Raw genomic sequence first — 19,245 nt, 5'->3', positions numbered from 1 at the left:
GCGTTCATCCTGCGCGGCGGCGCCGATGTCACGATGACCGGCACCACCTGGCTCGCCGCAAGCGCGCCATTCATATTCACGCGGGTCAGTCCTGCCGCAGAGGGCGGATTGCTCGGCGCCGTCGAGATCCAGTGCGGCGTGGCCGGAGCCGCTGACTCACCGGTGCCCGGAATCACAATCGCGCCGACGGCGTTGGCGAGCGCGCTAAAGCGATCGGTCACAGCCGGGGTTGATGGCGCCACCGCCGTCAGTGCGGGCGCATTCGCCTGATTCGCCGGACGCGCGCCAAGGCGGCTCGTCGAGGTGGCCATCTCCTTCATTCTGGCGAGATCGGCCGGATTCTGTTCACCAGGACCGGGAATCACGATCGGGCCGCCAGCGTCCTCGGCCAATACGGGAGCCGTCCACAATGCGCCCGCTACGGCGCACGCCAGCCAGGCGGCAGCGCGGCGCGCAACGATGCGGCGCAACGTGCGCGGCACATCGAAAGTGGCTCGGACCATCGTGAATCTCCAGCTTGAGGCAAGGGTACGAAATGCATTCTAGAGATCAGTCCCGTACGGCAAACGTTGAATAGAGGCGACCTTCCCCGGTTATTCCGACGATTGCCCCTTGCACTGCGCGCCTAAGATCCTTCTCATGCAAAAAGGCCTTTTGGGGCGCCGCAGGATATGTGCACGGTGAGCGCATGTCAGACGCGGGAACGTTTTCCGGAGATTTCCATGCTCGACAAACTCGATGCTGAATTCGCTTTTGGCCGTCAGGCGCTCGATGTCCGCTCGTACCGGCAAGAACTGCTGTCATCGAACATCGCGAACGCCGACACGCCTGGCTATAAGGCACGCGATGTCGATTTCGCTTCGTCGCTGGCCGGTGCGCTGAGGAAGTCCGGCGGCACGACGCTCAGTACGGATAGCGCGGACAGCAGCGGCGTCAGCGTCAATGTCGGCACCGGCGCATCGAACAACTCGACGCTGGCGATGACGCAATCCGCCAACGTCACCAGCGGTATGACGATGGCTTCGACGCAGCCTGGCCACATGGCCGGCAAGGCGACGCTCATCCCGACCGGCGGCCCGAGCGACGACTACGGCCAGCTGGCGTACCGCATTCCGACGCAGCCGGCGCTGGACGGCAATACGGTGGACCTGGACGCCGAGCGCGTGCAGTTCGCCGACAACTCGCTGCACTTCGAGTCGACCATGACCGAGGTCTCGAATCAGATCAAATCGATGCTGTCGGCGATCACGTCCGGCTCCTGATGGAGTTGTGACGGGACGACCCACGCACCCTGGATAGAACCGCTAAAAACCACGCAAACGGGAATCAACCACGCCGGGCTCATCCGGCAGGAGAGGTCAGAGAAGCCATGCCATCCCTGATGAACATATTCACGGTCGCCGGTTCAGCCATGTCGGCTGAGTCGCAGCGGCTCAACGTGACGGCGTCGAACCTGGCGAACGCCGACAGTACGACGGGCCCCGACGGTCAACCGTACAAGGCCAAGCAGGTCGTCTTCGCGGTCAATCCGCTGGGCGGCTCGCGCTCCGCGTCCGGCCAGCAGGTGGGCGGCGTGCAGGTGACCGGCGTGGTGGACGATCCGTCGCCGATGAAGACCACCTACGACCCGGGCAACCCCGCGGCCGACGCGAACGGCTACGTGACGATGCCGAACGTCGATCCGGTGGAAGAAATGGTGAACATGATCTCGGCGTCGCGCGCGTATCAGGCGAACGTCGAAACGCTGAACACAGCCAAGCAGCTGATGCTGAAAACACTAACGATCGGAACCTAGGGAGCACTCCTTGACCAGCTCAACCACTATCGGCAGCGGCGGTACGACCGTTTCGCAGACGCTGCTCGACACCATGAACGGCACCAGTTCGGCGACCAGCGCGACTTCGAGCAGCGCGTCGAGCTCGACCGGCGCCGGTCTGCAAAGCACCTTCCTGCAATTGCTGGTGACGCAGTTGCAGAACCAGGATCCGACCAACCCGATGGACAGCTCGCAGATGACCTCGCAGCTCGCGGAGATCAATACCGTGACGGGCATCAGCCAGTTGAACACGTCGCTGGCGTCGCTGTCCACGCAGCTCAACGCGGGCCAGACCTCGCAGGCCGCGCTGCTGATCGGTCAGAGCGTGCTTGCTCCGGGCAACTCGATCACCGTGACGACCGGCAAGGAGAACGCGTTCGGCGTGACGATCCCGGCGGCCGCATCGGACATGAAGATCAACGTGATCAACTCGTCAGGTCAAATCGTCAACACGATCGATCTGGGCGCGCAAAATGCCGGCACAGTGCCCGTGGCCTGGACGCCGGTCGATACGGCTGGCAATGCGCTGCCGGCCGGCACCTACACGATTACCGCGACAGGCACGATCAACGGCGCCGCCGGCACCGGCACGACGCTGACCCCGGGCACCGTGGAGAGCGTCGTGCAAGGCACGGGCGGCGCGCCGAGCCTCGTGCTTTCGAATGGCACCACGACTCCCCTGACCTCGGTCGCGGCAATCCTGTAAGCAACAGTCAAGCAAACACAGTTCAACCAGTTTAGACATTTCCGGAACGGAGACCGTCATGGGTTATCAGCAAGGTTTGAGCGGCCTGTCGGCCGCATCGAGCGATCTCGACGTGATTGGCAACAACATCGCCAACGCGAACACGGTCGGCTTCAAGAGCGGCACTGCAGTGTTCGCCGATTTGTACGCGAACTCGGTGGCGACCGCCGTCAACAATCAGATCGGTATCGGCACGCAGCTCGCCGCCGTGCAGCAGCAGTTCTCGCAGGGCACGCTGGATACGACAGGTCAGGCACTGAACGTGGCCATCAACGGCAACGGTTTCTTCCAGATGTCGAACAACGGCACGCTGACCTATTCGCGCAACGGCGTGTTCCAGTTGAACAGCAGCGGCCAGATCGTGAATTCGGAAGGGCTGCAACTGATGGGCTATGCGGCCAACTCCAGCGGCGTGATCAATACCGCGCAGACGGTGCCGCTGACGGTACCGACCACCAACATTGCACCGACGGAAACCACCTCGATTACGGCGCAGCTCAACCTGAACGCGCAGGATGCGCTGACGCTGGGCACGCCGACGGTGGATATGACTGGCGCCCCCACCTTGACGAGCGGCGGCGCGACGATCACGACCGCATCGGCGGGCACGAACAACGATCAGTACACGGTCAACTTCTCGAGCGCGACGCAGTACACGGTGACCGACGTGACCGCTAACACGACCACGGCAGCGCAAACCTACACGGCGGGCTCCGCGATCACGCTGGGCAACGGCCAGTCCGTCACGCTGTCGGGCACGCCGACAGGCACTTCTGTCGTGGCCATCAACCCGACCCCGACCGCGTTCAGTGCGAGCGATTCGAGCTCTTATACCTATCCGACTTCGGTTCAGGTGTACGACTCGCTCGGCGGCTCGCAAACGGTCAACATGTATTTCGCGAAGACGGCTTCGGGTACGTGGAATGTGTACGCAGGTGTCTCAGGAGGAACGGCTCAGGCGATCGGCCAGGCGACGTTCTCGTCGAATGGCACGCTGCAGAACTTCCAGCAGGCCACCACCAATCCCGTCACGGGCGCGGTGACTTATGGCCCGGCGACTTCGCCAGGCACAGTGACCTTCACGATCCCGAATACGGATGGTTCGGGCACGCCGCAGCAGTTGTCGCTGGATATCACCGGCACGACGCAGTACGGCAGCGCCGACGGCGTCAACAACCTGTCGCAAAACGGCTTTGCAGCAGGCCAGTTGACCAACTTCTCGGTCGGCACCAACGGCGTGCTGACCGGCAACTATTCGAACGGCCAGACCGCGGCTCTCGGCCAGGTCGTGCTCGCCAACTTCAACGATCCGAATGGCCTGATCGATCTCGGCAACAACGAGTATGAAGAGACGGCAGCCTCGGGCGTCGCACAGATTTCCACGCCGGGCAGCACCAACCACGGCACGCTGCAAGGCGGCGCGGTGGAAGAGTCGAACGTGGATCTGACCAACGAACTGGTCAACCTGATCACTGCACAGCGCAACTATCAGGCGAATGCGCAGACGATCAAGACCCAGCAAACAGTCGATCAGACACTGATCAACCTGTAAGCGCCGCCGGAGCCGAACGCATGACCGACCGTCTGATTTATACCGCGATGTCGGGCGCCACCCAGGCGCTCGAACAGCAGGCTATCGTCGCGAACAATCTCGCGAACACCTCGACCACCGGGTTTCGCGCCCAGCTCGAAACGTTCCGCGCGGTACCCATGTCGTTCGGCGATGGCAGCACAGTCAACGACGACACCACGCGAACCTTCGTGCTGTCGTCGACACCGGGCGCGGATGAAACGCCCGGACCGATTCAGCAGACCGGCAATCCGCTCGATGTCGCCGTGCAAGGCGACGGCTGGTTGTCGGTGCAGACCGCCGACGGCGGCGAGGCGTACACGCGCGCCGGCAATCTGCACGTCAGCCAGGATGGTCAACTGGTGAACGCCACCAATCTGCCGGTGCTCGGCACGGGTGGTCCGATCTCGATCCCGCCTGGCGCGCAGATCACGATCGGCAAGGACGGCACGGTCTCGGCGCTCGCACCGGGAGATCCGGCGTCCGCGATTGCGGTGGTCGATCAGCTCAAGCTGGTGAAGCCGGCGGCCGGCTCGCTCAAGCGTGGCGACGACGGCATGTTTCGCACCGCCGACGGCAATCCCGCCGATGCCGATCCGACGGTGACGCTCGCAACCCAGTCGCTCGAAGGCAGCAATGTGAATCCGGTGAACGCGATGGTCTCGATGATCACCAATGCGCGGCAGTTCCAGATGCAGACCAAGATGATCGAAAGCGCCGATCAGAACGACCAGACCGCCAACCAGTTGCTCAGTTTCAGCTAACGGGCCCGACGCCCGCGTCGACCCAGGAGAACACACACCGTGAATCGCTCACTCTATATCGCTGCGACCGGCATGAACGCGCAGCAGTCGCAGATGGATGTCATCTCGAACAACCTCGCCAACGTCAGCACCAATGGTTTCAAGGGCTCGCGCGCCGTGTTCGAAGACCTGCTGTATCAGACCGTGCGCCAGCCTGGCGCCGACTCGACGCAGCAGACCCAGGTGCCCTCAGGTATCCAGCTCGGTACCGGTGTGCAACAGGTGGCGACCGAGCGTCTGTACACCCAGGGCAACCTGCAGCAGACCGGCAATTCGAAGGACGTGGCGATCAACGGCAGCGGTTTCTTCCAGGTGCAGATGCCGGACGGCACCACCGCCTATACGCGTGACGGTTCGTTTCAGACCAATGCGCAGGGCCAGTTGGTGACTTCGAGCGGCTACCAGATCATTCCGTCGATCACGATACCGGTGAACGCGACGTCCCTGACGATCGCCAGCGACGGCGCAGTATCGATTACGCAGCCCGGCTCGACCAACTCGAACCAGATCGGCTCGCTGCAGATCGCCACCTTCATCAACCCGGCCGGCCTCGACGCACAGGGCGAAAACCTGTTCTCGGAAACCAGCTCGTCGGGCACGCCGAACGTCACTGCACCGGGTTCGAACGGCTCGGGGTCGCTGCAACAAAACTACGTCGAGACCTCGAACGTGAACGTCGTGCAGGAACTGGTCAACATGATCCAGACCCAGCGCGCGTATGAAATCAACAGCAAGGCCGTGACGACGTCCGACCAGATGTTGCAGACCCTGTCGCAGATGTCGGTTTAAGGGTGCGGACTGGAGGCGGTAGGTGAACACGATGTCGCAAATCAATCTCAATCTGCTCAAGGGCGACGCGCTCAACGCGAAGCTGCTTGCGACGGTCAGCGTGCTCGCACTGGCGCTGGGCGGTTGCGCGCTGATCCCGAAGCAGCCCATCGTGCAGCAGCCGATGACCGCCGTTCCGCCCGCGCCGCCTCACGACCAGTCGCCAGGCTCGATCTTCAACCCGGGCTATGCGGGTCGGCCGCTTTTCGAAGACCAGCGGCCGCGCAATATCGGCGACATCCTGACGATCGTCATTCAGGAAAACATCAACGCAACCAAATCGTCGGGCGCGAACACCAATCGCAGTTCGGCGACCTCGTTCTCTACTACGAGCGCAGGCTTTCTGAGTGGTCTGTTCGGCAAGGCAAACCTCAACTCCCAGGGCTCCAATGCGTTCCAGGGAACCGGCGGCGCGAATGCGTCTAACACCTTTAACGGTGTGATCACCGTCACGGTGACGAACGTGCTGCCCAACGGCAATCTGCTGGTGAGCGGCGAAAAGCAGATGCTCATCAACCAGGGTAACGAATTCGTGCGTTTCTCGGGTGTGGTCAATCCGAACACGATTTCCGGCTTGAACGCCGTGTACTCGACCCAGGTGGCCGACGCCAAGATCGAATACTCCGCGAAGGGCTACATAGACGAGGCAGAGACCATGAGTTGGCTACAGCGCTTCTTCCTTAACGTGTCGCCGTGGTGATCATGAGCATCGCATCTCTTCGTCGCTTCGTGCGGCTCGACCGCTTCGGCCTCGCCTCGCTGATGTTCGCGATGGCCTCGGCCATTCTGCCGGCTGCCATGCCCACCGCTCACGCCGAGCGCCTGAAGGATCTGGTTGCGATTCAAGGCGTGCGGGACAACCCGCTGATCGGCTACGGCCTCGTCGTGGGTCTCGACGGCACGGGCGACCAGACCACGCAAACGCCGTTCACGACGCAAACGCTCGCGAACATGCTGGCGAACCTGGGCATCTCGATCAACAACCAGTCGGCCGGTTCGTCGAATAGTGGTACGTCGGCGCTGACCAGCATCCAGTTGAAGAACGTCGCCGCCGTAATGGTGACGGCGACGCTGCCGCCGTTTGCGCGTCCGGGCGAAGCGCTCGACGTCACCGTGTCGTCGCTTGGTAACGCCAAGAGCCTGCGCGGCGGCACATTGCTGCTCACGCCGCTCAAGGGCGCGGACGGCGCAGTCTATGCGCTCGCCCAGGGGAACATGGCGGTGGGCGGCGCGGGTGCGAGCGCCAATGGCAGCAAAGTGCAGGTCAACCAGTTGGCCGCGGGACGTATTACCAGCGGCGCGATCGTCGAACGCGCGGTGCAGACCAGCATCACGCAAAACGGCACGATGCAACTCGAACTCAATGACATGGACTACGACACGACGCAACGCATCGTGTCCGCGGTCAACAACGCGTTTGGCTTCGGCACGGCCATGCCGCTCGACGGCCGCACGATCCAGTTGCGCGCGCCGGCCGATCCGGCCCAGCAGGTGCAGTTTCTCGCGCAACTCGAAGATCTCGACGTGAAGCCCGCACCTGGCGCCGCCAAGATCGTGCTGAATGCACGTACCGGCTCGATCGTGATGAACCAGATGGTGACGCTGGATACCTGCGCGGTTGCGCACGGCAATCTTTCGGTGGTGGTCAACACGCAGCCGGTGGTCAGCCAGCCGGGCGCGTTTTCGAATGGGCGGACCGTGGTCGCCCAACAATCCCAGATTCAGTTGAAGCAGGATGACGGCAACGTGAAGTACGTGCATGCCGGCGCGAATCTGGCCGAAGTCGTGAAAGCGCTCAACGCGCTTGGCGCGACGCCTGCCGATCTGATGTCGATCCTGCAGGCGATGAAGGCAGCAGGCGCCTTGCGCGCTGACCTCGAAATCATCTAAGGAAGAACCGCGATGACAATCGATTCCACTTCAGGCTCGAGTGATCTGACACAGCGCTTTGCGCTCGATGTGCAGGGTTTCGACAGCCTGCGCGCCAAGGTTGCCGCTTCGCCCCAGCAGGGCGTGAAGATGGCCGCCAAGCAGTTCGACGCGAGCTTCATCACGATGATGCTCAAGAGCATGCGCGATGCGACGCCGCAGGACGGCCCGCTCGATTCGCGCGACGGCGAGCAGTTCACCTCGATGTTGGACGAGCAGATGGCGCAGCAGATGTCGTCGAAAGGCATTGGCGTTGCCGATGCCATGCTCAAGCAGTTGATGAACAACGCCGGCATGCAAACCGGCGGAGCGAATGCCGGCAACAATGCCGCACTCAACGCACTGGCCAAGGCGTACGCCAATCCTCAGGCCAATGGCGCGCTCGCGTCCGGCACGGGCTACTCTCGCAACAGCGCGCTCACGCCGCCGTTGCACGGCGACGGTTCGACACATGTCGATGCATTCGTCGACAAGCTGGCGGCCTCCGCCCAGGCCGCGAGCGAAACGACCGGTGTGCCGGCGCGTTTCATCATCGGCCAGGCGGCGCTCGAATCGGGTTGGGGCAAGCGTGAAATCATGAAGACCAACGGCGAAACCAGCCACAACGTGTTCGGCATCAAGGCCACCAAGGACTGGACCGGCAAGACCGTGTCGACGGTGACCACCGAGTACCACAACGGCAAGCCGCAACGCGTGGTGGAAAAATTCCGCGCGTACGATTCGTACAATGACGCGATGGCCGACTACGCGCAGATGCTGAAGAACAATCCGCGCTATGCCCAGGTGCTGAACAGCTCGCACGACGCTGCGGGCTTCGCGACGGGCATGCAACGCGCGGGCTACGCCACCGATCCGCATTACGCGAAAAAGCTGATGTCGATCATGAGCCGGATGAGCTGACGCGAGGCACGCCGTCTCGCTTCGCGTTGTGTCGCTTTTTCCGCAAGACCTCGAGGCCCAAGCCTCAAACGCCTGAAAACGCGCCGAAGACGGCGCGTCAAGGCGCCCGGATCGCGTCTCAAACTCCCTTCAAACGCCCTACGGACAAAGCCTCTGTTCTGCACGCCGGAGCGGTGGTTTAACGTTTGCGTCAAATATTTCGCCGGATTACCCTAAACTTTGGGTACAGACTGCCGCTATTCAGTCAGACCTTAGCACCGGGAGGGACCACTTCCCGGTCAGATGCGCGTGTCACGGGCCCTTGGCGCTGAACCTCGGACACGGGCCCGCAAGAACATGCATACCGGCAAGCCCATGGATACCACTGAGACGAATGGCCAGACGGACGGCTCTTCTGAAACCGGCAACGACTTCGGTCGCCGAAACCCGCTGGAAATCGGTGTCCAGTTGCGCAATCTCGTAAACCGCGGCGATTTTCTGACGGCGCAGTACAAGGGAGGCCAACTCGTCACCCGTATTCTCGATGTCGACGTGCGAGAGCGTACGTTTACCTTCGACTGGGGCGCGCTCGCCGAGCAGAATCAAGGCCTGATCGCCGCACAGCGCTGCACCTTTCACGCGCAGCCCGACGGCGTGAAGGTCGAATTCGCGACCGGCGCGCCGCGCGAAACCCGCTACGAAGGGCGGCCCGCGTTCGAAGCGGACTTCCCCGAAGTGCTGTTCTACGTGCAGCGCCGCGAGTTCTTCCGCGTCGATGCGCCGGTGATCGATCCGTATATTTGCACCGGGCACCTGCCCGACGGCGGGCGGTTCCGATTCGAACTGCACGACCTGTCGCTGGGCGGCGTTGGCATGCGCACCACGGATCCTCGTGTGGCGAATCTGCCGATGGGCTGCGTACTGCAAGACTGCGAGTTGACGCTGGGCGCGCCCGGTACGATTTCGCTCGATCTGCAGTTGGTCTCGATGCGCGCCGTGGAAATGCCCAACGGTACGCAGCGTTATCAGCTTGGCCTGCGCTTCGTGATGCTGCCCGGCAACGCGGAAAACACCTTGCAGCGCTTGATCACGCAACTCGAAATGAAGCGCCGTTCGCTAGCGCGCAACTAAACCGTCACATGACGCAGCGAGGCACGCTGCATCATGTGTATAAATGCGGTTTGTCCCCTCAATATTCTCGCTGCACAGCCGTTATACAGAAAGTCTTGGCAACTCGGTGGGCGCGTTGCCAGCCCTTCAGGATGACGCATGTCCAGCAACCTCATCAATATCGGTCTCAGCGGACTCAACGCAGCCCAGTGGGGGCTGACGACGACCAGCGAGAACATCGCCAATTCGACCACGGCCGGCTATGACGTTGAAAACCCGGTCTATTCGGAGAGCCCCGGCCAGTACACCGGCTCCGGCTATCTCCCGCAAGGCGTGTCCACGACCACGATTCAGCGCTCGTACAGCCAGTATCTGACCTCCGAGCTGAACGCTGCGCAGACGCAGAGTGGTTCGCTCAGCACGAATTACACGATGCTGGCGCAGCTGAACAACATGGTGGGCAGTCCGACCACGGGTATCTCCAGCTCCATCACCGCCTATTTCAGCGGTTTGCAGAACGTGGCAAACGGCGCTTCGAGCCTCTCCACGCGGCAGACGGCGATGAGCGACGCGCAGTCGCTCGCGTCCCAGTTGAACTCGATGGGCTCGGATTACGATCAGTTGGGCCAGAGCGTCAACACGCAGTTGACCGACACGGTGTCGTCGATCAACACGTACACCGCACAGATCGCATCGCTGAACCAGCAGATCAACGCCGCCAGCTCGCAGGGCCAGCCGCCCAACCAGTTGCTCGATCAACGCGATGCGGCGATCTCCAGCCTCTCGCAACTGGTCGGCGTGCAGGTGGTGCCGAGTTCGACCGGCGACAGCGTGTTTCTGGCGAGCGGCCAGACCCTGGTGCAAGGCTCGACGAGCTACAACCTCGGCACCGCTCCTTCTCCGTCCAACCCGACTGAAGATTCGGTCACCTATCTGGGCGCTGCGGGCACCACGCCGACTGCGGCGACGACGACGTACCTCTCCGACAGCTCGGTCTCGAATACAGGCGGCCAGCTCGGCGGCCTGATGACGTTCCGCACGCAATCGCTCGACCCGGCAGAAGCACAACTGGGCGCGATCGCCACCAGCTTCGCTGCACAGGTCAACAACCAGAACGAACTCGGTCTCGATCTGAACGGTAATCCCGGCGCCGCGCTGTTCTCGGTTGCCCCGCCCGCGACCATCGCCAATGCGAACAACACCGGCACGGGCGTACTGAGCGCGTCGTTTGTCAACGCGACGCAGCCCACCACTGGCAATTACACGCTGTCGTACAACGGCAGCAGCTACACGCTGACTGATAACGCTAGCGGCAGCGTGGTCGGCACGGCGTCGAATCTGTCGCAACCGATCGACGGCCTGAATTTCTCATTGACCGGCACCATGAACGCCGGCGATTCGTTCAACGTCTCGCCGACAAGCGGTGCGCTCGACAGCTTCGGTCTCACCACCACCAACGGCTCGGCGATCGCGGCGGCTGCGCCGGTATATGCCGTGGTCGGCGGGAACAACAGCGGCACGGCGACCATTTCCGAAGGCACGGTGACCGCGGGCTATTCGTTGCCCAGCTCCACGACCACGCTGACCTATAACTCGGCCTCGGGCGGCTTCACTGGCTTCCCGGTCGGCTCGGTGGTGACGATTGGCGGGACCAGCACGTCCATTACGTCAGCCTCGACCGTGGTGCCGTACTCGCCCGCGAGCGGCGCGACGATGACGATCAACACGACGCCGGTTACCGCTGGCTCGATGAACGGCATTACCGTGACCCTGAGCGGCACGCCCGCGAACGGCGACACGTTCACGATCGCCCCGAACACCGGCGCGCAGAGCGACGGCCGCAATGCGACCGCGATGGCGGATATTGTCAGCGCCCAGACGCTGGCAGGGGGCACGGCTACGCTCACCACCGCGTACGCGAACTACGTCAATACGATCGGCAATACGACCAACGAAGTCGACGCGTCGAATACGACGCAGACCGCGCTGGTGACGCAGATCACCTCGGCGCAGCAGTCGGTCTCCGGCGTGAACATTAACGAAGAAGCAGCGAACCTGTTGCAGTACCAGCAACTGTACCAGGCCAACAGCAAGGTCATTCAGACCGCTGACACGCTTTTCCAGACAATTCTCGGCATATTCTCGTGAGGCCTTGAGCTATGCGTATTTCTACATCTGAATTTCTCAGCATGAATGTCCAGACCATGGACAATCAGCAAAGCCAGCTGAGCCAGTATTACGCCGAAATTTCGAGTGGCACGAGCCTGACGACGCCCTCCGACAATCCGCTGGGCGCAGCACAGGCTGTGCAACTGAGCATGCAGGGCGCGACCCTGTCGCAGTACTCGACCAACCAGAGCTCGGCGCTGACCCAACTGCAGGCGGAAGACTCGACGCTGTCGACCGTCACCTCGACGCTGCAAAGCATGAATACCGAGTTGCTGCAAGCGGGCGATGCGACGCTGAGCGATGGGGACCGCAGTTCGATCGCCGCGAAGCTCCAGGCGCTGAGCACTTCGCTGATGACCGCGGCGAACACCAAATCGCCGTCGGGCGACTACCTGTTCGGTGGCTTTCAGGTCGCTTCGCAACCGTTCACGCAGAATTCGGCCGGCGCGGTGGTGTACAACGGCGACAGCGGGGTGTCGAGCACGCAGATTTCGGACACGACGTCGGTTGCCACCGGCGACAGCGGTGCCTCGGTGTTCTTGAGCGTGTCGCCGGAGACGGCCAGTACGGTCGCTTACGCTGCCTCGGCAAATAGTGGCACGGCAGTGGCCGGTGCGGTCAGCACCACGAACTCGTCGGCCGCAGCGAACGGCGACACATACGGGATTACGTTCTCCGTGACGGGTGGCGTGACGACGTACACGGTTTCGGATACCAACAGCTCGGGTACGACGACCTCGGCGGCGCAGCCTTATACGGCGGGGTCGGCGATTACGTTGGGCACGAGCGGCCAGAGTGTGTCGATCAGCGGTACGCCGGCCAACGGCGATTCATTCACCGTGCAGCCCGCCACCCAGGTGCCGGCTGCGCAAGGCGGCACCAACATCTTCACGACGATCCAGAACATGATCACCGCGTTGCAGGCGCCAGCGGATACGCCGGCTTCAGCGGCGGCGCTGCAGAATACGTTGAACACGGGGATGACGCAGCTGGCGAACACGCTGTCAAACGTGACGACAGTGCAGGCGGACGTGGGTGGCCGTGAGAACGAGATTACGGCGATGCAGACGGTGAACCAGAATCAGTCGCTGCAAAACACGAATTCGCTGGCGGATCTGACGTCGACGAATATGGCTGCGACCATCAGCAAGTACACGCAGACGCAGTACTCGTTGCAGGCTTCGGAGCAGGCGTTTGTGCAGGTTCAGCAGATGTCGTTGTTCCAGTACCTGAATCAGTAAGCAGTAGGCAGTAAGCGAAGGGGTTGTGCAAGGGGGGGCGAGGGGCAGCTTAGGCTGCCCTTTGTTTTTGATGCTTTGCTCTTTGGCATAGGGCGATAAGGGCGGTCATTGGGCTATTTCTGCGGAGAGCGCCCCTCAATGCAACCCCGCCGCCACCACCCCCATCCGCTCAATCCCGCTATCAAACAGCCGCGCGAAGAACGGAATCATATTCGGCACCATCAACTGCAACAGCAGCATGCCGACCAGCATCGTCAGCGGGAAGCCAATCTGGAACACGCCAATTTGCGGTGCGGCGCGGTTGAGAATGCCGAGCGCGAGGTTAGCAATCAGCAGCGCCGCGACCACCGGCAGCGACAGCAACAACCCCGCTGAAAATATCGTACTGCCCCAGTTGACGAACGAACGCCAACCCGGCGCGCCGAGCAGATCGCTTGAGATCGGCGCCGACTGGAACGTCGCGATGAGTGCGCTGATCATCTGCAGATGTCCATCCAGCACGAGAAACACGAGCATCGCAAAGACGTTCATATAGCTCGACAGCACGGCACTCGAGCCGCTCGCCTGCTGATCGAAGAAGGTCGCAAAACCCAGACCCATGCCAAGCCCGACGAATTCGCCAGTTGCCTGGATGGCGGTAAAGACGATCTGCATCGTCAGACCGAGCGCAGCCCCGATCAGGAACTGGTTCACCATGATCCATATCCCCGCCGCCGAAAACACGGTTGCTTGCGGCATGGCGCCGAGCGTCGGCGCGACGATGATCGTGATGAACGCGGACAACCCGATCTTCACCGTCGTCTGCACCGACATATTGCCAAATACCGGCGCTGTCGCCACCAGCGCCAGAATCCGCACGAACGGCCACAGAAACGCGGTCATCCACGTGTTCAGTTGGGCGTAAGTGACGGAAAACATGGCAGGAGCGGGCGCTAGCGAGCGAGCTTTAGTTGGCGAGCGTAGGGATGTTGGTGAGCATCTGACGCATATAGTCGAGTTCAGTCGTCAGCATCCACGGGCCGGCGATCACCAGCGTGACGGCAATGGCCAGCAATTTCGGAATGAACGATAACGTGGCTTCGTTGATCTGCGTGGCGGCCTGAAACAGACTCACCACCAGACCGACGACCAGTGCGACGAGCAACAGCGGCGCGGCGAGCAGCAAGGCGACGTACATCGCCTGGTGCGCCATTGCCATGACGGATTCGGGTGTCATGTTGAATTGGCCGGAAGCAGTGAGCGTTAAACGGATTAAGCGAACTAAACGAACTAAGCGAACTAAACGAAGCTTTGCGCAAGCGAGCCGATCAGCAACTGCCAGCCGTCGACCATCACGAACAGCATTAGCTTGAACGGCAAGGAAATCGTCGCGGGTGACACCATCATCATACCCATCGACATCAGCACGCTCGCCACCACCATATCGATGATCAGGAACGGAATAAAGATCGTAAAGCCAATCTGGAAACCGGTTTTCAGCTCGCTGGTGACAAAGGCCGGTACCAGCAGGGGCAACGGCACGTCTTCCGGTCCCTGCATGGGCGGTGCGTGCGAAATGCGGGCGAACAGCGCCAGATCGGTTTCGCGGGTTTGCCGCAGCATGAAGGTCTTGAACGGCGCGAGACCGCGCGTGACGGCCTGGTCCATCGGCATCGAACCGTCAGAGAAAGGCTTGTAACCATCGTTATACGCCTTGTCCAGCACCGGCGACATCACGAAGAGCGTGAGAAATAGCGCGAGTCCGAGCAGCACCTGATTGGGCGGCGTGGTGCTCGTACCGAGCGCCTGGCGCAGCAGCGACAACACGATGATGATGCGCGTGAAGCTCGTCATCATCAAGACCATCGCCGGCAGGAACGACAGCATCGTGAGCAGCAGCATCGTCTGCACGCTCAGCGAATAAGTGGTGCCGCCGTTCGGTCCCGGACTGGTGTTGAATGCGGGCAGCCCGGCCGCCTGCGCAAATGACAGCGAAGGCATCGCCATCAGCAGCACCGGCAGGGCCGGCAAGGCGAGTGAAGCGAACTTCGCTACGCGCCGCAACGTCGCGGACACACCGGAATGACGCGGCGAGACGGCGTGCGCATCCTGTTCATCGCGCGTGATGCGCGCGGTTTGATGACTGAACTGCATTTACTGATCCCCGCCATTTGGCCGGTTGAAACGTTTGCCCACTTCCCCTTTGAGCGCCTCGCGAAAGCGTTGGCCAAAGCTGCCGGGCAAAGCGGTGCCGGTGACGCGGTCTTGCGAGAGCGGCCCGTTTGATGAGGTGTCGCTGCTGGTTGAACCTGCCGCCGGCATGGTGTGCAGCAGACGTACGCTGCCGGGAGCCGCGCCGAGCACGAGCCACGTATCGCCGATCTCGACGACGGTGACGCGCTCCTTGCCGCCAAGCGATGCACCGCCCACAGTCTTGATCAGACCGCCGCGGCTGCCGCCGGGCTGCAGGCCGAAGCGGCGCGCGAGCCATGCGCATGCAAATACCAGGCCGATCACGACCACCAGGCCGAAGACGGTTTGCAACACCGCACCCACACCGAGTGCCGGTACCGCTGTCCCTGCGCCGACGGTGGATGCCATCTGCGCAGCGTGATTGACGGCATTCATATCGGCTGCGCGGGCACTCATCGGGCTGAAACCCAGCGTCAATGTCGACGCCAGTGCAAGCGGTGCGGCGATCGCGGCGCTGGCTGCGCGCCCGGCAAAGCGTTTCATCGATTCAGCTTCCGGATCCGCTCGGACGGCGTGATGATGTCGGTCAGGCGAATGCCGAACTTGTCGTTGACGACGACGACTTCACCTTGCGCGATCAGGCAACCGTTGACCAGCACATCCATCGGCTCGCCGGCGAGGCCGTCGAGCTCCACCACCGAACCCTGCGCCAGTTGCAGCAGGTTGCGGATGGCGATTTTGGTGCGGCCGAGTTCGACTGTCATCTGGACCGGAATGTCCAGAATCATGTCGATGTCGTTGCGCGTCGAATTCGGTTCGACCTTCGAGAGCGGCTGGAACACGCCAGCGGTCGTCGCACTGACGGCGCTGTTGTCGTTCTGTTCGGCGAGCGCGCTTGCCCAGTCGTCGAGCGAGGCTTCGTCGGACCCCGCATCGAGGGCCGCCATTTGCGCTGCGCCTGCCGGCAGTTCCGCCTCGGGCGTTGCATTCAGCTCAGTCATATCCACCTTCCTTCATCGTGTCCGCTGCGCTGATCATTTTCTGGACCCGCAACGCATATTGACCATTGAAAATACCGTAGCCGCATTCCATCACCGGCACGCCGTCCACCTTTGCGGTGATGTGTTCCGGGATGTTGATGGGCAGCACATCGCCCTTGCGCATGTTCAGAATCTGTTCGAACGTGATCGGGATCTGCGCGAGATCGGCGCTCAGTTCGACTTCCGCGGACTGCACCTGTTGCGACAGCACCCGCACCCAGCGCCGGTCGACGTCCGCCGCCTCACCCTGAATGGGTGAAGAGAGGATGTCGCGGATCGGTTCGATCATCGAATACGGCATGCAGATATGCAGCGTGCCGCCGGTCGAGCCGAATTCGATCGAGAACTGCGTGACGATGACAATTTCGTTCGGCGTCGCGACGTTGGCGAACTGCGTGTGCATTTCCGATCGGACGTACTCGAACTGCAACGGACGCACGCTTTTCCACGACGTCGAGTAGTGCTCGAACACGAGGTTGAGCAGCTTGCCGATGATGCGCTGTTCGGTGGTCGTGAAGTCACGGCCTTCGACGCGGGTATGGAAACGACCATCGCCGCCGAACAGGTTGTCGACCACGAAGAACACCAGATTCGGGTCGAACACGAACAGCGACGTACCGCGCAACGGCTTCACGTGGACCAGGTTCAGATTGGTCGGGATCGGCAGGTTGCGGGTGAACTCGCTGTACTTCTGCACCTTCACTGGGCCGACGGAGATTTCCGCGGTGCGCCGCATGAAGTTGAAGAGGCCGATGCGCAACAGGCGCGCGAAGCGGTCGTTGATGATTTCGAGGCCGGGCATCCGGCCGCGGACGATGCGTTCCTGCGTGGCGATGTTGTACGGCCGGACACCGGAGCGGTCTGATTGCTCCGCTTCCGAGTCGGACTCGCCGGTAACGCCCTTGAGGAGGGCATCGACCTCCTCCTGGGACATGAACTCTTCGTGGCCCATTCCTATTCCTCGTGCGTCCCTTGGCGGTTAATGAAGGCAGCAGCTTTAAGCGGCGTCACTGCACGACGAATTCGGTGAACAGCACATCTTCGACCTGGACGGGTGATGCGCCCTTGTCGGTGGGTTGTTCGATCAATGTCTTGAGTTCGGTGGCGAGCGCGCGCTTGCCGTCGAGCGGGGCGAGGTCGTCCGGGTGTTTGTTCGACAGTGCGAGCAGGATACGGCTGCGCACTTCCGGCATGTGATCGGTGAGCTCCTGCTGAACCTTCGGGTCGTTGAGCTTGAGCGTGAGACCGATACGCAGATAGTGCTGCTGGCCGTCATCGGACTGCAGGTTGACGGTCATGGGTTCGAGCGGGAAGAACACCGGCAGCGCAAGCGGCGCGGGCATTGCGGCTTGCGCGGCTGCGGGCGCTGGCGCATGCCGGGACATGAAGAACCAGACGCCGGCGCCGGCTGCGCCTGCGGCAATCAGGGCGATCAGCACGATCAGGAGAATGCGTTTCATCGGGCCTGGAGTGGCCGGCTGAACGGTGGCTTGCTGGTTTGCGGTCGTCGATGCCATGGATTCTTGCTTGCCTCAGTGCTGGTAGGTTGAATTGTTGTTTAATTGCGGTTCGCGTGATGGGTCGAAAAGAAGGGGGTTTGGGGGGTATCTCTTCTGTTTGGGGTTTGGCCGACAGTGGGTTTGGGTTTTGCCTGCGGCGCGGTGCCTTCTGTTGGGGTTCTGTTGGGTTTGGGCTTTTGGTGTTTTTTTGATTTCTTGTCGGTCTGTTTGCGTTGGCTTTTCGCTGCTTGCCTTCGGGCGTTGACCTTCCTTGCATTTCTATTGGTTTATTAGCGTTGCCCCTGTGCGGGGCAGCACTCACTTTCTTTGCGGCCGCAAAGAAAGTAAGCAAAGAAAGCGGCTCACACCGCCAGCCTGTAGGTGTCCGTCTCGGCACGCCAGCCGGAGCGGTCCGAGACGAGATCGTCCCTTGCACCACTCACGTTAGTGACAAAGCACTCATCCGCTCCAGCGTCGCGCTTCGCGCCCCGCCGTCAGGCATAACCTGACCCGGCGCCCATCGCCGCGGGTACGGAAGTCTCCGTGCACCACATCCAGTGCACTCCGCCGCGACGCACGCAGTGCGGAGTGGGATGGATGAGTGCTGTGTCACTACCGCATGGTGTGCAAGGGCAGGTCTCGTCTCGGACCACTTCCTGATCGCGGGGGTGGTGGACACCTACAAGCTGGCGGTTTGAGCCGCTTTCTTTGCTTACTTTCTTTGCGGCCGCAAAGAAAGTGAGTGCCGCCCCGCACAGGGGCATCGCTAATAAACCGATAACAAAACAAGGAAAGGCCAACGCCCAAAGGCAACCAGCAAAAAGCCAACGCAAGCAGACCAATAGAAATGCAAGGCAACGCCAACGCCGGAAGGCAACCACCAAAAAGCCAACGCAACCAGACCGACAAGAAATCAAGGAAACGCCAAAACCCCAATCAAACAGCCCTAGGGGCAAGCAAACAGACCAACAACCCAAAAAACAAGCCCCACGTCCGCAGGACAAAAACGATTATGCAAACGTATCCACCAACCCCACACTCTGCCGAACGGCAACACTAGCCACCGTAGAATCCGCCTCAGCATCATCCCCGCCGGAGGCAAAACCAGACCCCCGCCGAGACCCAGACGACGCCTGCCCCTGTTGCCCAGCCTGTCCACCAAACCCATCACTCACACTGGCGCTGCCAAGCCCAATCCCATTCGCTTCCATTTGTTCGCGCAATTTCGGCAGCGCCGCCTCGACCGCCTCCCGAACCTGCGGATGCTGCGAAACAAACAACGCATGTGCATGGTTATCGGCAACCTGAAGGACCACCTGTAGCGGTCCAAGATCCTTCGGGTTCAAGGTCAACTCGGCACTCTGCTGATTCGCATTCGACAGGAACACCACCTTCTGCCCCAATGCATCTTCCCAGTCAGACGTGCCCACCGTCGGCGCCAACG

Annotated in this window: 20 protein-coding genes and 1 pseudogene; 12 read left to right on the top strand and 9 right to left on the bottom strand. The window is 61.7% G+C overall.

Features of this window, described 5'->3' with window-relative positions:
- A pseudogene (locus WCA85_RS18810) lies at positions 1-503 on the bottom strand (flagellar basal body P-ring formation chaperone FlgA); the annotation flags it as partial.
- A 219-nt stretch (positions 504-722) separates the two neighbouring features.
- Between WCA85_RS18810 and flgB the strand changes: the two are divergent.
- The 12 genes from flgB (at position 723) to flgL (ending at position 13,090) form a co-directional block, all read left to right on the top strand.
- Positions 723-1,262, top strand: a complete 540-nt coding sequence (flgB, locus tag WCA85_RS18805; RefSeq protein ID WP_424066387.1) for a flagellar basal body rod protein FlgB — start codon at positions 723-725, stop codon at positions 1,260-1,262.
- 107 nt (positions 1,263-1,369) lie between these two features.
- Complete coding sequence (gene flgC, locus WCA85_RS18800) at positions 1,370-1,795, top strand: flagellar basal body rod protein FlgC (protein WP_424066386.1); 426 nt, start codon at positions 1,370-1,372, stop codon at positions 1,793-1,795.
- A gap of 10 nt (positions 1,796-1,805) precedes the next feature.
- Positions 1,806-2,522 carry a flagellar hook assembly protein FlgD gene (locus WCA85_RS18795; protein WP_424066385.1) on the top strand — a complete coding sequence of 239 codons (717 nt, stop codon included), beginning with the start codon at positions 1,806-1,808 and terminating at the stop codon, positions 2,520-2,522.
- A 58-nt stretch (positions 2,523-2,580) separates the two neighbouring features.
- Positions 2,581-4,113, top strand: coding sequence for a flagellar hook protein FlgE (locus WCA85_RS18790; RefSeq protein WP_424066384.1), 1,533 nt, complete (start codon positions 2,581-2,583; stop codon positions 4,111-4,113).
- Between the two features lie 20 nt (positions 4,114-4,133).
- The gene (flgF, locus tag WCA85_RS18785; RefSeq protein ID WP_424066383.1) at positions 4,134-4,895 is read left to right on the top strand and encodes a flagellar basal-body rod protein FlgF; all 762 of its coding nucleotides are present in this window, start codon (positions 4,134-4,136) and stop codon (positions 4,893-4,895) included.
- Between the two features lie 39 nt (positions 4,896-4,934).
- Positions 4,935-5,723, top strand: a complete 789-nt coding sequence (flgG, locus tag WCA85_RS18780) for a flagellar basal-body rod protein FlgG (protein ID WP_424066382.1) — start codon at positions 4,935-4,937, stop codon at positions 5,721-5,723.
- Between the two features lie 31 nt (positions 5,724-5,754).
- Positions 5,755-6,462 carry a flagellar basal body L-ring protein FlgH gene (gene flgH, locus WCA85_RS18775; protein WP_424066381.1) on the top strand — a complete coding sequence of 236 codons (708 nt, stop codon included), beginning with the start codon at positions 5,755-5,757 and terminating at the stop codon, positions 6,460-6,462.
- Positions 6,463-6,464: 2 nt separating this feature from the next.
- Positions 6,465-7,652, top strand: coding sequence for a flagellar basal body P-ring protein FlgI (locus WCA85_RS18770; RefSeq protein ID WP_424066380.1), 1,188 nt, complete (start codon positions 6,465-6,467; stop codon positions 7,650-7,652).
- 12 nt (positions 7,653-7,664) lie between these two features.
- Positions 7,665-8,591 carry a flagellar assembly peptidoglycan hydrolase FlgJ gene (gene flgJ, locus WCA85_RS18765; RefSeq protein WP_424066379.1) on the top strand — a complete coding sequence of 309 codons (927 nt, stop codon included), beginning with the start codon at positions 7,665-7,667 and terminating at the stop codon, positions 8,589-8,591.
- Between the two features lie 354 nt (positions 8,592-8,945).
- Positions 8,946-9,701 (top strand): flagellar brake protein, encoded by a 756-nt coding sequence (locus WCA85_RS18760; RefSeq protein ID WP_424066378.1) that lies wholly within the window; start codon positions 8,946-8,948, stop codon positions 9,699-9,701.
- 138 nt (positions 9,702-9,839) lie between these two features.
- Entirely contained in the window at positions 9,840-11,828 is a 1,989-nt protein-coding gene (flgK, locus tag WCA85_RS18755; protein ID WP_424066377.1) for a flagellar hook-associated protein FlgK, read from the top strand.
- A gap of 11 nt (positions 11,829-11,839) precedes the next feature.
- The gene (gene flgL, locus WCA85_RS18750) at positions 11,840-13,090 is read left to right on the top strand and encodes a flagellar hook-associated protein FlgL (RefSeq protein ID WP_424066376.1); all 1,251 of its coding nucleotides are present in this window, start codon (positions 11,840-11,842) and stop codon (positions 13,088-13,090) included.
- A gap of 135 nt (positions 13,091-13,225) precedes the next feature.
- Here the strand turns inward: flgL and fliR are convergent, their stop codons facing one another.
- The 8 genes from fliR to WCA85_RS18710 all read right to left on the bottom strand — a co-directional run.
- Positions 13,226-14,008, bottom strand: a complete 783-nt coding sequence (gene fliR, locus WCA85_RS18745) for a flagellar biosynthetic protein FliR (RefSeq protein WP_424066375.1) — start codon at positions 14,006-14,008, stop codon at positions 13,226-13,228.
- A 28-nt stretch (positions 14,009-14,036) separates the two neighbouring features.
- On the bottom strand, positions 14,037-14,306 hold the full coding sequence (gene fliQ, locus WCA85_RS18740) for a flagellar biosynthesis protein FliQ (protein ID WP_424066374.1): 270 nt from the start codon (positions 14,304-14,306) through the stop codon (positions 14,037-14,039).
- A gap of 62 nt (positions 14,307-14,368) precedes the next feature.
- Entirely contained in the window at positions 14,369-15,223 is an 855-nt protein-coding gene (gene fliP / locus WCA85_RS18735) for a flagellar type III secretion system pore protein FliP (protein ID WP_424066373.1), read from the bottom strand.
- Positions 15,224-15,805: a flagellar biosynthetic protein FliO gene (fliO, locus tag WCA85_RS18730; protein WP_424066372.1), complete on the bottom strand. Its 582-nt coding sequence runs from the start codon at positions 15,803-15,805 to the stop codon at positions 15,224-15,226.
- Positions 15,802-16,263 carry a flagellar motor switch protein FliN gene (gene fliN / locus WCA85_RS18725; protein WP_424066371.1) on the bottom strand — a complete coding sequence of 154 codons (462 nt, stop codon included), beginning with the start codon at positions 16,261-16,263 and terminating at the stop codon, positions 15,802-15,804. The genes fliO and fliN overlap by 4 nt, the downstream gene beginning before the upstream one ends.
- Positions 16,256-17,254: a flagellar motor switch protein FliM gene (gene fliM, locus WCA85_RS18720; RefSeq protein WP_424066370.1), complete on the bottom strand. Its 999-nt coding sequence runs from the start codon at positions 17,252-17,254 to the stop codon at positions 16,256-16,258. The genes fliN and fliM overlap by 8 nt, the downstream gene beginning before the upstream one ends.
- Positions 17,255-17,309: 55 nt before the next feature.
- Complete coding sequence (gene fliL, locus WCA85_RS18715) at positions 17,310-17,819, bottom strand: flagellar basal body-associated protein FliL (RefSeq protein WP_424066369.1); 510 nt, start codon at positions 17,817-17,819, stop codon at positions 17,310-17,312.
- A gap of 992 nt (positions 17,820-18,811) precedes the next feature.
- Positions 18,812-19,245: flagellar hook-length control protein FliK (locus WCA85_RS18710; RefSeq protein WP_424066368.1), on the bottom strand; the 434-nt coding region annotated here is incomplete at its 5' end.

Source organism: Paraburkholderia sp., from assembly GCF_049581445.1.
In the GTDB taxonomy this organism is placed as follows: domain Bacteria; phylum Pseudomonadota; class Gammaproteobacteria; order Burkholderiales; family Burkholderiaceae; genus Paraburkholderia.
This window is presented reverse-complemented; position numbering and strand designations above follow the sequence as displayed.

What these genes read in the sequence shown, in the direction of transcription:
- fliO (WP_424066372.1), bottom strand. Translation starts at nt 15,805, where the DNA reads ATGAAACGCTTTGCCGGGCGCGCAGCCAGCGCCGCGATCGCCGCACCG.
- flgB (WP_424066387.1), top strand. Translation starts at nt 723, where the DNA reads ATGCTCGACAAACTCGATGCTGAATTCGCTTTTGGCCGTCAGGCGCTC.
- flgK (WP_424066377.1), top strand. Translation starts at nt 9,840, where the DNA reads ATGTCCAGCAACCTCATCAATATCGGTCTCAGCGGACTCAACGCAGCC.
- fliM (WP_424066370.1), bottom strand. Translation starts at nt 17,254, where the DNA reads ATGGGCCACGAAGAGTTCATGTCCCAGGAGGAGGTCGATGCCCTCCTC.
- flgJ (WP_424066379.1), top strand. Translation starts at nt 7,665, where the DNA reads ATGACAATCGATTCCACTTCAGGCTCGAGTGATCTGACACAGCGCTTT.
- flgF (WP_424066383.1), top strand. Translation starts at nt 4,134, where the DNA reads ATGACCGACCGTCTGATTTATACCGCGATGTCGGGCGCCACCCAGGCG.
- fliQ (WP_424066374.1), bottom strand. Translation starts at nt 14,306, where the DNA reads ATGACACCCGAATCCGTCATGGCAATGGCGCACCAGGCGATGTACGTC.
- fliL (WP_424066369.1), bottom strand. Translation starts at nt 17,819, where the DNA reads ATGGCATCGACGACCGCAAACCAGCAAGCCACCGTTCAGCCGGCCACT.
- WCA85_RS18760 (WP_424066378.1), top strand. Translation starts at nt 8,946, where the DNA reads ATGGATACCACTGAGACGAATGGCCAGACGGACGGCTCTTCTGAAACC.
- WCA85_RS18790 (WP_424066384.1), top strand. Translation starts at nt 2,581, where the DNA reads ATGGGTTATCAGCAAGGTTTGAGCGGCCTGTCGGCCGCATCGAGCGAT.
- fliN (WP_424066371.1), bottom strand. Translation starts at nt 16,263, where the DNA reads ATGACTGAGCTGAATGCAACGCCCGAGGCGGAACTGCCGGCAGGCGCA.
- fliP (WP_424066373.1), bottom strand. Translation starts at nt 15,223, where the DNA reads ATGCAGTTCAGTCATCAAACCGCGCGCATCACGCGCGATGAACAGGAT.
- flgH (WP_424066381.1), top strand. Translation starts at nt 5,755, where the DNA reads ATGTCGCAAATCAATCTCAATCTGCTCAAGGGCGACGCGCTCAACGCG.
- WCA85_RS18770 (WP_424066380.1), top strand. Translation starts at nt 6,465, where the DNA reads ATGAGCATCGCATCTCTTCGTCGCTTCGTGCGGCTCGACCGCTTCGGC.
- flgC (WP_424066386.1), top strand. Translation starts at nt 1,370, where the DNA reads ATGCCATCCCTGATGAACATATTCACGGTCGCCGGTTCAGCCATGTCG.
- flgL (WP_424066376.1), top strand. Translation starts at nt 11,840, where the DNA reads ATGCGTATTTCTACATCTGAATTTCTCAGCATGAATGTCCAGACCATG.
- fliR (WP_424066375.1), bottom strand. Translation starts at nt 14,008, where the DNA reads ATGTTTTCCGTCACTTACGCCCAACTGAACACGTGGATGACCGCGTTT.